At 51.9% G+C, this 13,323-nt stretch carries 10 protein-coding genes; 3 read left to right on the plus strand and 7 right to left on the minus strand.

Translation table 11 applies throughout. The features are described from left to right. Positions 1–15: 15 nt before the first annotated feature. From idi to J2Y43_RS29350, 4 genes are read right to left on the minus strand one after another with little or no spacing between them, the layout of a single operon-like run. The gene (gene idi / locus J2Y43_RS29335) at positions 16–531 is read right to left on the minus strand and encodes an isopentenyl-diphosphate Delta-isomerase (protein ID WP_309991051.1); all 516 of its coding nucleotides are present in this window, start codon (positions 529–531) and stop codon (positions 16–18) included. Positions 532–591: 60 nt separating this feature from the next. Continuing rightward, positions 592–1,428 (minus strand): squalene/phytoene synthase family protein, encoded by an 837-nt coding sequence (locus J2Y43_RS29340; protein ID WP_309991053.1) that lies wholly within the window; start codon positions 1,426–1,428, stop codon positions 592–594. Positions 1,429–1,431: 3 nt separating this feature from the next. Continuing rightward, positions 1,432–2,934, minus strand: coding sequence for a phytoene desaturase family protein (locus J2Y43_RS29345; protein WP_309991056.1), 1,503 nt, complete (start codon positions 2,932–2,934; stop codon positions 1,432–1,434). After that, positions 2,912–3,811: a MerR family transcriptional regulator gene (locus tag J2Y43_RS29350; protein WP_309991059.1), complete on the minus strand. Its 900-nt coding sequence runs from the start codon at positions 3,809–3,811 to the stop codon at positions 2,912–2,914. The genes J2Y43_RS29345 and J2Y43_RS29350 overlap by 23 nt, the downstream gene beginning before the upstream one ends. Positions 3,812–3,942: 131 nt before the next feature. On the opposite strand from J2Y43_RS29350, the gene J2Y43_RS29355 reads away from it, so the two are divergent. Together J2Y43_RS29355 and J2Y43_RS29360 are read left to right on the plus strand one after the other, a co-directional pair. Further along, positions 3,943–4,764 carry a helix-turn-helix domain-containing protein gene (locus J2Y43_RS29355; protein WP_223405151.1) on the plus strand — a complete coding sequence of 274 codons (822 nt, stop codon included), beginning with the start codon at positions 3,943–3,945 and terminating at the stop codon, positions 4,762–4,764. Positions 4,765–5,174: 410 nt separating this feature from the next. Further along, a complete protein-coding gene (locus tag J2Y43_RS29360) occupies positions 5,175–7,256 on the plus strand; it encodes a choice-of-anchor A family protein (RefSeq protein WP_309991063.1) in 2,082 nt (693 codons plus the stop codon). A gap of 110 nt (positions 7,257–7,366) precedes the next feature. Here the strand turns inward: J2Y43_RS29360 and J2Y43_RS29365 are convergent, their stop codons facing one another. Both J2Y43_RS29365 and J2Y43_RS29370 read right to left on the minus strand, forming a co-directional pair. Beyond that, the gene (locus J2Y43_RS29365; protein WP_309991065.1) at positions 7,367–8,536 is read right to left on the minus strand and encodes a glycosyltransferase; all 1,170 of its coding nucleotides are present in this window, start codon (positions 8,534–8,536) and stop codon (positions 7,367–7,369) included. Then, on the minus strand, positions 8,518–9,519 hold the full coding sequence (locus tag J2Y43_RS29370; protein ID WP_309991067.1) for a lysylphosphatidylglycerol synthase transmembrane domain-containing protein: 1,002 nt from the start codon (positions 9,517–9,519) through the stop codon (positions 8,518–8,520). The genes J2Y43_RS29365 and J2Y43_RS29370 overlap by 19 nt, the downstream gene beginning before the upstream one ends. On the opposite strand from J2Y43_RS29370, the gene ruvC reads away from it, so the two are divergent. Next, on the plus strand, positions 9,518–10,102 hold the full coding sequence (gene ruvC / locus J2Y43_RS29375; protein ID WP_309991069.1) for a crossover junction endodeoxyribonuclease RuvC: 585 nt from the start codon (positions 9,518–9,520) through the stop codon (positions 10,100–10,102). The genes J2Y43_RS29370 and ruvC overlap by 2 nt on opposite strands. A gap of 2 nt (positions 10,103–10,104) precedes the next feature. Here the strand turns inward: ruvC and J2Y43_RS29380 are convergent, their stop codons facing one another. After that, the gene (locus J2Y43_RS29380; protein ID WP_309991070.1) at positions 10,105–13,287 is read right to left on the minus strand and encodes a zinc-dependent metalloprotease; all 3,183 of its coding nucleotides are present in this window, start codon (positions 13,285–13,287) and stop codon (positions 10,105–10,107) included. Positions 13,288–13,323: the final 36 nt, after the last annotated feature.

The following is a 13,323-nucleotide window of genomic DNA, read 5'->3' on the forward strand; positions in this document are numbered from 1 at the left end:
GGATTCTTGGGTGGATCAATGGCCGATCCTGCGGGCTATTACCGGCATGCATATCTTGAACCATTCGGTGTAGGCATGCGGGTTTTGCGCGATATCGGCTTGTATTTCGGGTACTGTCAGGTATTTGTAGTCGCTGGCTTCTGCGGGATCGATGGCCGGGACGGCATCCGTAACACCATAAAATACATGGTCCAGCTCATTCTCAGTCAGACCATTTTCCAGATCGGCGCGGTATTGAAATGTATAAAGGAATTCCAGGTCGGTTTCGATGCCCATTTCCTCGCGTAGGCGCCGCATGGCCCCGTCGTGCACGGGCTCGCCCGGGAGCGGGTGGCTGCAACAGGTGTTTGACCACAGGCCTTCCGAATGGTACTTCCCGAATGCCCGCCTTTGCAGCAGCATTTCGTCTTTTGTATTAAAAATAAACACCGAAAATGCGCGGTGCAGCACGCCTTTTTCGTGGGCTTCCAGCTTGGGCATCAGGCCAATGGCTTCGTCGTTTTCCGTTACAAGCACAACTTGGTCGTTCATAGGATGGTGGGTTTCAGGTTTTGTATTGTGGGGATATTCTCCCCTTACAACACAAAAACGTCACAAAAGATCAAACTGGTGCCTTAGTAACGACCGAAACATCAATCCGAACTTGTCAATGTCGGGGATCCGGATCCTCGCATTCATCACTTTCTCCGGCGGCGTTTCCTTGATCCTCAAAAACAATTTTTTGTAATAATAATAGGCCAGGTAAACGCCTCTGCGCGAGCTGGCAGGCAGGCGGCGGATACCCACGAGCGCCTCCTCGAAATCTGCCTCGATTTCCTGCTGAATTTGTGCCTTGTCGGCGTAAGAGAACAAATTGAAATTCACACCCGGAAAATAGGTGCGGCCCAGCGTCTGGTAGTCGGCTTTCAGGTCGCGCAGAAAATTCACTTTCTGAAAAGCCGCGCCGAGTTTCATGGCATAGGGTTTCAAGGAGTCATATAATGCGCTATCGTTTTCTGAAAAAACACGCAGGCACATCAGCCCTACCACCTCCGCCGAGCCCAGTATATATTCCTGGTAGGAGTCCTGCGTGTGTTCTTTTTGGAGCAAATCCGTTTCCATGCTTTTTAAAAACGTATCGATAAGCTCCCATTCGATCTGATAGGTGTGTACTACGTGCTGGAAACTGTTCAGGATGGGGTTAATGCTGATCCGCTCGCGAATGGCCTCCTGCGTTTCCTTACGGATACGCGCCATCATTACCTCCTGGTCGTACCCCTGAAAGCTGTCCACGATCTCGTCGGCGAGCCTCACAAACCCGTAAATTCCATAGATGGACCTGTGCAACACAGGTTTCAGGAAATAAATACCCAGTGAAAACGAGGTGCTGTATAGCTGCGTGGTTTTCTTGCTGCACGAGGCCGACAATTCGTCAAAAAGGCTCTTCATAAACTAGCTGTTTAGGTATTTGAGAACTTCATGGGCGGCAATGGTGCCGGATATGATCGCGGGGGGCACGCCAGGGCCGGGGACGGTAAGCTGACCGGCGAAAAACAGGTTATGGACTTTCGGGCTTTTCAGTTTGGGCTTCAAAACCGCGGTCTGCCGCAGGGTGTTGGCCAGTCCGTAGGCATTGCCCTGGCAAGCGTTGTAATCGTTTTTAAAATCCGAAACACAATAGCTTCGCTTCAAAACCACATGGTCGCGAATGGTTTCGCCGGCGAATTTTTCGAGCCGGTCCATCAGCAACTGGTAATAATGTTCACGGATCGGTTCGGGATCGGGCAGGTTGGTGGCAATGGGCATGAGGATGAACAGATTCTCATGACCTTCGGGCGCTACCGACGGATCGGTCACCGACGGGCAGCAGACGTAGAACAGCGGGGCGGTAGGCCACATTTTGCGTTGGTAAATTTCCTCGGCATGCAATCCGAAATCCTGGTCGAAGAACAGGTTATGATGCCGCAGCCGGGTAATGCGCTTGTTGACGCCGATGTAAAACAGCAGGCAGGAAGGTGCAAAGGTGCGTTCGGCCCAATAGCTGTCCTGGTAATGGCGGTCCGGCGGGGAAAGTAAAGCGTGTTCGATGTGCCGGTAGTCGGCACTGCCAATTACCGCGTCAGCTGGCATCGACCGGCTGACGGTATGAATATGCCGGACGCGCCCATTCGAAGTTTCCAGTTTTTCGACTGCCTCGGACGTGCGGAACTGCACGCCCTCCTGCCGGGCGATGTCGCGAAATGTATCTGCCACCTTTCCGAATCCGCCCATCGGGTAAAAAGTGCCCTGTTTGAGGCCAGAGTAATTCATCAGGCTGTACAATGCGGGCGTGTCTTTGGGCATCGCTCCCAGGAAGAGCACCGGAAACTCGATCAGCGCGAGCAGTTTAGGGTCTTTAAAAAACCGGCGTGCATGTTTGCTGAACGAGCTGAAAAGCTGCAAGCGCAATGCCTGTCCGAAGAGCCGCAAGCTGATAAACTCGGTAATCGAATGGCCGGGCTTGTACACCATATCGTCCATTCCGACACGGTATTTGAACTCCCCATCGGCGATAAAACGCCGGAGTTTGTCCCCTGCACCGGTTTCTATCTGCTCGAATAAGTGGCACAATTCTTCGAAATCGGCCGGAATATCGACGGCGGCATTGTCGGCAAAAACAACCGCAAAGCCCGGGTCGAGCTGTTGGAGCTGGTACAAATCTGCGACGCTCCGTCCGAATCGTCCGAAAAAGCGTTGGTACACATCCGGCATCCAGTACCAGCTCGGCCCCATATCGAAAGTGAAACCCATTTCGGAGAATGTCCGCGCCCGGCCGCCGATGGTGTCGTTTTTCTCCAAAACCGTCACGTTATGGCCCTCCTTGGCGAGAATGGCGCCTGCGGCCATCCCTGCAAAGCCAGCGCCGATCACGCCGATGTTTTTGCGCGCCCCGTTACGGGTTGGTATGTGCAGCATCTGTTCCGATCGTTTCAAGCAGTTCTTCAATGGATTCAATATGGCTCACGCGTGGTTCGTTTTCGGGACCTTCGACACCGCCTGAAAAGCAGATCCGGCAATGCGGAAAGTCCTGTGCAAGCTGGCCGAGCAGTTCCGGCGCGAGGTTTTCGGGCTGGTTACCCACGAAAAAAGTATAGATATGCGTCGGCGCAATGTCGTTTGCCACGGATTGGAGGTCGGTATAAGGCACGCGTGCGCCCAGGTACACCGCGCGCTGGCCCGCACGCAGGAGCAGGTAATACGCAAATAGCAGCCCGATTTCGTGTTCCTCACCTTCATGCAGGAAAAGCAGCCATTTTTGGTTGCCGGGTTCCGGCATAGGCAGCGCGTCGATGGCGGTAAACAGTTTTTGCCGGATCAGGTTCGATAAAAAATGCTCCTGGGCTGGTAGCAACGCATCTTTGGTCCACATCAGCCCCGTCCGCACGAGTAGCGGGTAAAGGACCTTTTCATAGGTGGCAACCATCCCCAGCCGTTGCAGGGCATCGGCGAACAATTGATGAAATGCAGGTGCATCGTAGGTCGCAATGGCGCTTACCGCCCGGTTGACCCACGCTTCTATATGCTGGTCGGTCTGCAACGACTCTGCAATAATGCGGTCAATCTCCTCACGTATTTCGGTGTTACTCAGCTGGCTGATACGCGAGATTTTCATGCCCCGGTTCAGTAACGTGCAGACGTTGAGGAGTTTTTTGACGTGATCGTCGTTGTAAAACCGGATATTGGTGTCTGTCCGTTCCGGTTCGAGCAGGCCGTAACGCTGCTCCCAGATGCGGATTGTGTGCGCCCTGGTGCTGGTAATGCGTTCCAGATCCCGAATCGAATAGGTAGACATGACTTTTTGTTTAATGTTTTTCAAAAATAGTTAAACAAAATAAATTGTTTACTTTTTTGTAGGAAAAATAAAAATTGCTGCTACTTTTGATATTGATAATATCTTATGTCTGATTTTAAAAATATCAACTCATGGGTGCGCAGGATACATTCTGGTCGGTTAATATCAAGTTCCTTCGTTTGCGTCAGAAATTGAGCCAGGAAGCGCTGGCGGAAAAGCTCGGGATCAGCAGGGTGAAGCTTAACGCGATCGAAAGCGGCCGGACGGCGAACCCGACTGTCGACGACCTGATCAATTTCTCGGAGTATTTCCGGATGAGCATCGATAGCCTCCTGAAAATAGACTTGGGCAAGCTTTCCGATCAGAAACTGAAAGACCTGGAAGAGGGGAGCGAGTTGTTTATGAAAGGCAGCCAGATCCGCGTGTTGGCCATCACAGTTGACAAGGAAGACAAGGAAAATATCGAATATGTGCCGGTGCAGGCGCGGGCGGGTTACCGCTCGGGGTATGCCGATCCGGAGTTCCTCGCTTCATTGCCCCGTTTCAACCTGCCTACCGTGCCCAAAAACGGGACGTTCAGGATGTTCCCGACGGTCGGTGATTCGATGCTCCCAGTGCCCGAAGGCGCGGATATTATCACGAGATATGTCCAGGATTGGACGACTGTTAAGCCCGAGACACCCTGCATTGTGATTTTGAAGGGCGATCAGGACTTTGTGTTCAAACAGGTGACGATCAATCAGGAGGCGGGTACCATGCTGCTGCAATCGTTCAACACACAGTATTTTGCCTATACCGTGCCGATTGGTGAGGTGATTGAACTTTGGGAGTATTACAGCTTCCACAGTAAGGCTTTGCCCGAGCCGCAGACCGACATGCAGCAACTCATGCGGATGTTGCAGGAAATGCAAAACGAATTAAGGGAATTGAAGAAGCGGTCGAGCTACAAATAGGGAATTCGAATAGCTTACAAATAATTAGACAGGCCGGGTATCAATCCGGCCTTTTTCATTTTCGGAGTTGAAGAGTGTCTAGGAAATGTTATAGTTGTTAGAATGGGATTAAAGGGCAGGAATCGAACATTTTACAGTTCTTAGAGCAGAAAATTCTAGAAGTAATGAGCGATTTTGAGGTATTTGTGTAAAAATAGTACGACTCTGAATGGGTTAAAAGTAGCTGCATGTAATTAATACTACTTTGTTATAGAGTGTGCGCTATCTTCGATTAGTGCAATTTTTTGAGAAGTTGTCACCCCCGAAAACATAGAAATCACCCCAAAGTCACCCGGACTGGTCACAAAAAGAATAATGGATCGAAGCAGGCGGTCTAATTTCGTTGAGCAAGAAAATAAAAACTCAACAATATGTTCGTCAGACCTTTCCTCATAAGTCTATTAGCGCTCCTCTCCTTAAATGTAAGCCAGGTATCCGCTCAAAGCCCTACTTCTGCGGCTCAGCGATTCAATATATTTGTCAAAGGTGATGCCACATTGCAATCCAACGAAACCGAAGGTCCTATTGCAGTCGGCGGAAATGTGACAACCAACCAATACCAGATCAGTTTCAACAAGCAACACGGAGTACTTTTCGTCAATAATGCATCGATCGGCCTGGCGGTTCGCGGGGCGGTGAAACTCAATAGCGGAAGCCTGACGGTGAATGGCGACAACTATGTGAAGATCGGAAACTGTAATCCTTCGGACGGCTCAGGCACGAGCCTCAAAGTTTGGTACAAGGATAACAACAATGCAGCTTCCACGATCCGCATCACCGAAAATAACAAACAATACTGGGAGACCCCGAATATCACGATCAATGCGAATATCAATACCTGGTCGCCAAGCGTAAGCGAATCCGTGAACCCGGTTTGTGAAAATGTCTTCGGGACCGGTGCAAATCAGATCGATATCGATGGCGCTTTCATCACATTTATTAAACGGTCGAACCAGCTGAGAGATATGGCGGATAACCTGCCTATCCGCGATCAGAACGGCAATATTATGGCCTCTGCGCCGATGGGCCCGTACCTTGACCCCAATGTGATCGGTAACAACCCTAAGATTATCGTTGACCCCAACAAAATCAACGTCCTGACAGTATCGGCGGCCGTTTGGAACAAGATCGGAAATTCCAATATTGAAGGTATTCCTCAGGGCCCGCAATTGGGACAAACCGCTTCCGGCAACAATTTCGGCCTTATCATCAACATCGTCGATTTCCCTACGTTCTGTGGGGTGATGGGCAGCAATAAAATTAATTTCCCCGGATTCGGCGGCTTGTCCGATTCCCAGGGCAGCTATGTGATCTACAACTTCCCCGATGCAACCAAAGGCATTACGTTGGGCGGCAATGCGCAGATCAGTGGTACCATTTTCGCTCCGCAGGCTGATCTCGTGAAAGAGAATAATGGAAATATCAACGGGCAGATCATCGCCAAAAGTTTTGTACACAAGAGCGACGAGGTGCATTTCTGGCCATTTCTGCCCTCAATCCCTGAGCCGGTTGAAAAGAAAATCGATGCGACGGCTTCTTCGAAATGTTTGAAAAATGCGCCCTGGCTGGATTATAGCGTAACACCGAATTATGATGCTACGGGCAAGACTGCGAAAATTGAATGGATTAATTCGGAAGGAAAAGTGATCCAGGAGGATAGCGATTTGCCGCTGACAGGTAGCCTTCTTTTCCCCGGTGCTTCGGTGGATATTAATGGAAATGGCATTGCGTGGCCCGGATACAAGCAAGAAAACAGCAAGTGGGTGGAGGATCCGAGCGACCGTTACGGCTCGCTGCGCGTGGATGGCGCGACCATCCGTGTGACCGTCGACCCATCGACTGTGCTGAACATTACCTTCCCGGCATCGACCACAACCTGCTTCACTTCACCACCTCCTTCAACAGCTTTACCGGTAACATTAGCATTTTTTAATGTACAAAATGTAAATTGCAGTGCGGAACTGAAATGGAAGGTAACCGAGGCCAAAAATTTCTCACATTTTGAAGTCGAACGCTCGTCAGATGCAAAGACTTACAGTGCTGTTGCCCGGATCGATTACGACGCCACCAAGGCCACATATAGTTTCAACGACACACCATTTTCATCAGAGTCTGTACCTGTAAAGAGCTACTATTATCGTCTGAAGCAGGTAGATAACGACGAGACATTCGAATACAGCGCAATCCGCAGCATACAAGCCGGAACTTGCGACGCCCGGTTGGCCGTGGATTTCTTCCCGAACCCTACCCAGGACGAAATGAATGTCAGAAGTTTCTCGCCGGTGAAAAAAATCGAAATCTACACACTAGGAGGAAAACAGGTTTACCAGGCTATGCCGGTGACCGTTCAAACAGAAATCAAAGTTAATGTTCAGGCTTTTGCGCAGGGAATGTATATTGTGAATGTGGTGAATGAAGAAGGGAAGTATTCTTCCAAAGTGCTCAAAAAGTAGAATGAATTGATCTTATATAGCGTTATGTGAAACTTAAAGCTGCCGGCATTTTGCTGGCAGCTTTTTTATATGCCAGGCCAACCGCGCCTAGCCGGCCGCGCCTGTCCGGTTTAAGAAAGTTTCCTCCCTTTCCACTCGTACTGGCCTTTCTGAGCTGCCAACCCGAAAAAGCAAACGTATAGGGGGTAGAACAACTGGGTTGCCGGAATGAATGCGAGCGACCTTCTTTTTTGCAGAAAACTGAGTACGGAGCCGAGGAAAAACCATTCGGGGATGCATTTTAATGCCAGCATACCTCCAAATGCGGCGGCGGAAATGGCTCCGGCGCACGCAAGCCCGCCTGCGAGCAGTATCGAGAAGTTGCTCGCGAATATGTAAATGGCCAATATCAGCGGCGTTTTACTTTGATAATGCTTCCATTTGCTGGCCCACCGTTTTCGCTGCCTGTAAAAGCTCGCCCAGTTACGGTGCGGCGCGGTGCGGATGATGGCGTCGCGGTGGCGGAGAAAATGTACCGACCCGGGATGCCGGGCGGCGATTTTGTGCATCAGAAACTCGTCGTCGCCCGAGGCTATGTGTCGGACGCCGTCGTAACCGCTTACTTCCAGGAAAGTCTCTTTCTCGTAGGAAAGGTTCGCTCCATTGCACATCGACGGATAGCCGGCCGACATCGAAGCGGCCCCACTGCCGATCAGGCTTGCGAATTCTACGGTTTGCAAATGGTCGGTGAGGCTGGTTTCGTTCGTAAATGTCACAGGCGAGCTGATAAGCTTCGCGCCCGTGTGCAGGTAGCACGACGCGATCGCGTGCAGCCAGCCTGCCTGCGCGCGGCAGTCGCCGTCGGTGGTTACGATCAGTTTGCCCTGCGCATGCCCGACGGCCGTTTCGATCGCCCGTTTTTTGGGGGCCGAAGTGCGTACATCGGGTAGGGGTATCAGCCTTACCTGCGCTTTTGAATTTTCGGCAAATGCTCGCACAATGGCGGCGGTATTGTCAGTGGAACTGTCATCCATGACCAAAACCTCGAAATGGTTAACGGGCAAAGTTTGTCGTTCCAGGTCTTCGAGCAGGAAGAGGATATTGTCGGCCTCATTCCGTACCGGGATGATCACCGTGATAAAAAGGTCGGCGGGAATGCCCGTGGGTGTCGCAGGCTTGTGGATCCTGGACCATAGGAAAGTCAATGCGAAAGTGAATACCGCGTAGCTGCCCAGCAATATCCAGATGGCCGTAATGGTCCAGGAAATGAATGCCATGCTGCTCATCGGGATTTTTTCCATTTATATTTCCAGATCAGAAATATCCCTACGAGAATCGGGCCGAGCACGTTTAATATCCAGATCAGAAACGTGGCGGCGATGACCTGCTCGGCGGGTAGCTTGAATGGCGCGAATACCACCAGGGCAGTAAATTCGCGTAAACCCAGGTCGCCCAGTACGTTGATTGCCGGAATCAGTGTTTTGGCTAAAAAAATCAATGTGACACACGCCGCCAATTGCCCGGCACTTACCTGAAAATGAAAGAGCGACAACGCGAGCACAAACTGGCTGAGGAATACAAGGTAGCGGAGCAGGCCATAACCGGTACCGGTTGCCAGCTCGGAAGGAGTATATCGGCCTATGACATTTAAGTACTCCTTTATTTTGACAAAAACCTTTCCCGAAGGCTCCCAGGTATCGATCTGCTTTCTGAAAGGCACCAACGCCGGGCCCAGGCAGATGATCAGGAACAAAACGGTGTTCACGGCCAATCTTGCCGTTTGCGGGATATCGAGCTGGTTGTTCAGATATACCCAGCCGCACGCGCCGGCGAGTACCGATACATAAAACTGGATTCCGTTTGAAACCACGGCCGCGCCGATCGTTTCCAGCCGGCGGTCGGATTTCAGCGCTGCCACGCGTCCGAGCGTATCGCCCAGTTGCGCAGGCACGGCCACGCCCACAGCCAGGCCCGTGAGGGTGCCCCGCATGGCGTCGCGGAATGAAAGCGGTATGATACGGGAGATGAGTTTCTGCCATTTGAGGCTTTCCAGCGCCCAGTTGATGGGCACGAGCAGCACCATCAGCACCAGCACCGGCGCGTTCGGCATTGTCCATATCTCCCCGAACACGCTTCCAATATCGCCAATCCCCTTTTGCTCATTCCGGAACGTGCGGTAAATGTAACTCAGTACCAATGCCGTCACCACGAGCTTGATCGCCCAGAGCAGGTTTGCCTGGTTGCTTTTTGGCTTTGGAGGGGAGAGTTCCTTATCTTGCACCATGTTAAAAACGGAGGTTTCGGAAAAGGTCATTATTGGGGTCGATCCCGGCACGCAGGTGATGGGTTACGGGGTGATATCGGTCAAAGGACAGCAAATTTCGCTGGTTCAATATGGTGTGATTCATTTGAGCAAATATAGTACGCACGAGTTGAAGTTGAAGAAAATCTTTGAACGCCTGACCCAGCTGATCGAGGATTACCTGCCTGATGAAATGGCCATTGAAGACCCTTTTTACGGTAAAAACGCACAATCCATGCTCAAACTCGGCCGCGCGCAGGGGGTGGCGATGGCTGCGGCACTCGCCCGTAATATCCCGATCGTCGAGTATTCTCCCAAGAAAGTAAAACAATCCGTGACCGGTAGCGGAAACGCTTCCAAGGAGCAGGTAGCCTACATGCTCGAAAAGATCCTGAAAATGGAGCTCAGTCGTGAATTTATGGATGCTACTGACGGCATTGCTATCGCTGTTTGCCATCAGTACCATGCCAATTCACCGGCTTCGGTGGCTTCCGGCGGTTCCAAAAAAGCTAAGAAAGGCGGTTGGGACGCATTTGTGAGCGAAAACCCCAACCGGGTCCGGTAGTATCAGTGGATTAATTTCAGTGATTTAACCACATTGCCCGTCGTGAGCCGGTACACATACGTTCCCGCCTGCAAGGCGGTCAGGTCCGTTTGAATGAAATTCCATCCTCCCGGAAATGCGGCATTGCCAAGCTGTTTGATGAATTGCCCGCGCACGTTGAACAGGTCCACACGTGCCTCCGCGGCTTGCGGAAGGTAAAAAGCAATCTCCGTCTGGGCTGCCGCAGGGTTTGGTGTGTTTTGCAGCAGCGTCACTGCATTCGGTTGTGTACCGATCGGCGAGTTTTTCGGCGCGACGCGGAATGGCCGGCTTTCATGGCTCGTGATTTCAGGTGCGGTGGTAAGGAGGCTGATGGTGTATTCACCTGCACGCAGAGTATCGGGCAATGTAAACCTGACGAAATGCCCATTCGCCGTAGTCTGGCTGAGGATTAGGTGAGTACCGGTAGTTGGGTTGTTCAGTTGGATGGAAATGCGGTTCTCGGCTTCAAATGCCGAATTGGTGCTCAGCTTGACTGTTATTGACGAGCCGGCAGGGTAGCTCGCCTGCGGTTCGAAGGAAAGAATCCGGCGCTCGTCGAACGTGTGGAGCTCCCCGCCGGTGGTCAGGATGACCAGCTCGCCCTTAAAGAACTCGATCTCGAAAGGTTCGCGAAGGAAATTGAGGCCTTCGGTGTAAGCACTGACCTTCCCATTGGCATAGCGCAGCAGTCCGTATTGGGCAAAATCATCGCCGGAAACCTTCGGCCAGCGGTACATCACGAGCCACATCCGGTTCCGATCGTCAAATATGATCTTTTGAATGCTTTTGTCGAAAAGCGGGCGAATCACTTCCCAATCGCCTTTTTCCTTATTAAAGAACATCACGCCCCAGTTGCCATAGGCATAGGGAATGTTGTCATTGTCAAATGCAAGACCATGAAGGGCGTTCCAGAATGGCATCCGGGGGTGCGATACCCATTGATTGTTTTCAAAATACCAGGTTGCGCCGCCTTCGGTGATCGTCCATATCCGGTCCTTGTTGTCCTTTGCGAGGCAAATAGGGGGCATTGACTGCAATGCTGCATGGTGGGAGATCCAATCCCCGTTCACGAACTGTGTAATGCCGATGATACTATTCATGTAAAACAGGCCGGCGGTTTCGGTGGTGAACAGGTCCTCCATACTGCTCACGGCGCTTAATGGCGGGATGGGTAGCCGGGTATACGCATTGCCGGCTTTTTTTACCATCCCATCCAGGCCGTCGATCGTATAGGTTGTGCCGTCCGGAGCGGCGGCAATGGCGGTTACTCTTTTCGGGCTCTGGCCATTGGTTGTCGAGGGCAGGAATGTGGCCCAGGTTTCGAGGTCGGTGGTCTCGTAGTATCCGGCCAGCGCGCTCGCGACAAATAGCTTTTCCTTTGATCTGAAAAGTTTGATTGTTCTGGTGTAGCTGCCCGAACCGCGTGAGTTAAGCATGGCCGGGTGCGGAATGCCCAGGTAGGTGAATCGGGTGTCTTTCACGCCGGTTTTGAACTGGCCGGTTGTCCATACCGACTGGAAGCCCGTTTTCAATCCGATGTTCGAACGCAAATAATAGGTGGTGTTTTCGGCCAGGCTGGGGAATAGCAGTTTTTTGTCAAAAGATCCGTCGTTCGGTGCATTGGGGTCCGTGAACAGCTGGCTGACGACCCGGTTTTTGAATTCAGGATCGGTAGCGATCTCGAAGGAGCCGGATACAGGGCCGGCGGTAGGAGAGGGAGTCCATTGCCGGATGGCCAGGATAGGGTCGGTCGACAGGATGGGGTTGCTCCGCAGGGGCGTTGAGGTGGGAATGGCGGTCATATACATAGCCTCCGACCAGGCGCTCCATTGGTTATTCCGAGATACCCGGTATCTGAGTTTGGTTCTGAGGGTGAGATCCTGCCCGGGCTTAAGATTGAATGTTTCTATCGCTGTGCCTTTCGGCGTCCGGTCGAATGTTTCCTGGGGAGCGTTCCATTGATCGAATGTCTCAACTTGATAGCCGGTAATGCCTGATAATAGCCTGAATGATCCGACGATATCCCCGGCATTATTAAGTGCCGCATACAAGAGTGCCGGCGGTGCGCTATTGATTCCGGGATCACCAATGCTGAATGGCTGGGATTGTGACCATTCGGCGGAAGATGTAGTATTCTGCGGCTGATATCTCACAAAATAGTTACCCGCGTTCAGGCCCGGAGAGCGGAAGAATGGCTGGGTTACCAGTGTGTCGTCTGCAATGCTCTGAAAACCGGCGTCGCGGGCGATCTGTACCCGGTAACGGCTGGCTTTCGCGGAGGGGTACCACTCGAATGCAGGAAGTGCGGCGGAGCCGCCGGATTCGCCGGAAAGCTGCGAAATCAGCCCCGCGGCGGCAGGCTTTTCTGTCAGTGCCGCCAAGTTGAATGAGGGGTTAACCGTCCCTTCCGCATAGCTGCGTATCAAATTTCTGCACAAAGGATGGAAAGTCATTTCACCGAGGCAATACGACATGATGGTGCCGTTCGCGTCCTCCTTGAAACCATCAAGACAACTTTCGGAGGGGTTTTCCACCTCCACGCAGCGATCAATCGGGCCGCCTGGCCACGAACAACTGTGCGTATGAGGTGAACCCAGCGTGTGCCCGAGCTCATGGCATAGCAGATAGACGGAAAAGTACTGGTCGGGAGGCGGGAAGTTGGAAGTACACATGCGATACCCGCCGTAGAAAGTACCATACCGGTTCGACATTCCCACCACGGCATCCCGCACCTCCCGGCGTTCTGCATTCCAGTAGTTCAGTACATTGGAAAAAAAGTCCTCGGGTGTGGTGGAGGTATAGGGTTCCGGCTTATCCCAGATGTGAATGTGGTAGACGGTCAGTTTGATATTCATCTCCTCTTCAAAAATCGCCGATGCTTCTCTGAATATTTCGTAAATCCGTCGGCGGATGCGCATCGCGTCTCCGCCGTAGTCCAGGTAGGTTTTGTGATCGATGTCCACACCGAGCCGGTATTCGAGCATGGGCGTGTTGGCGGTGCGCGCTCGCGTGAGGTCAATTTGTTTGCTGATTTTTTCGAGATAGGCTGTTGTGAGAGCGTCGTTGGTGCCGCAGGAAGGTACCGCTTGTTGGGCCGTCAAAATGTAGGGTAATTCTGCTAATAGGATGAATATGAATATTTTAAACGTATAACGTGTTTTCATGAGCGGGTGGGAAAAGGGATGTAACCGGGTGGGAAA

Source organism: Dyadobacter sp. BE31 (assembly GCF_031457695.1).
Taxonomy (GTDB): Bacteria; Bacteroidota; Bacteroidia; order Cytophagales; family Spirosomataceae; genus Dyadobacter.

Coding starts and splice junctions, on each gene's coding strand:
- J2Y43_RS29365 (WP_309991065.1), bottom strand. CDS start 8,536: ATGGAAAAAATCCCGATGAGCAGCATGGCATTCATTTCCTGGACCATT.
- J2Y43_RS29380 (WP_309991070.1), bottom strand. CDS start 13,287: ATGAAAACACGTTATACGTTTAAAATATTCATATTCATCCTATTAGCA.
- J2Y43_RS29355 (WP_223405151.1), top strand. CDS start 3,943: ATGGGTGCGCAGGATACATTCTGGTCGGTTAATATCAAGTTCCTTCGT.
- ruvC (WP_309991069.1), top strand. CDS start 9,518: ATGTTAAAAACGGAGGTTTCGGAAAAGGTCATTATTGGGGTCGATCCC.
- J2Y43_RS29350 (WP_309991059.1), bottom strand. CDS start 3,811: ATGTCTACCTATTCGATTCGGGATCTGGAACGCATTACCAGCACCAGG.
- idi (WP_309991051.1), bottom strand. CDS start 531: ATGAACGACCAAGTTGTGCTTGTAACGGAAAACGACGAAGCCATTGGC.
- J2Y43_RS29345 (WP_309991056.1), bottom strand. CDS start 2,934: ATGCTGCACATACCAACCCGTAACGGGGCGCGCAAAAACATCGGCGTG.
- J2Y43_RS29360 (WP_309991063.1), top strand. CDS start 5,175: ATGTTCGTCAGACCTTTCCTCATAAGTCTATTAGCGCTCCTCTCCTTA.
- J2Y43_RS29370 (WP_309991067.1), bottom strand. CDS start 9,519: ATGGTGCAAGATAAGGAACTCTCCCCTCCAAAGCCAAAAAGCAACCAG.
- J2Y43_RS29340 (WP_309991053.1), bottom strand. CDS start 1,428: ATGAAGAGCCTTTTTGACGAATTGTCGGCCTCGTGCAGCAAGAAAACC.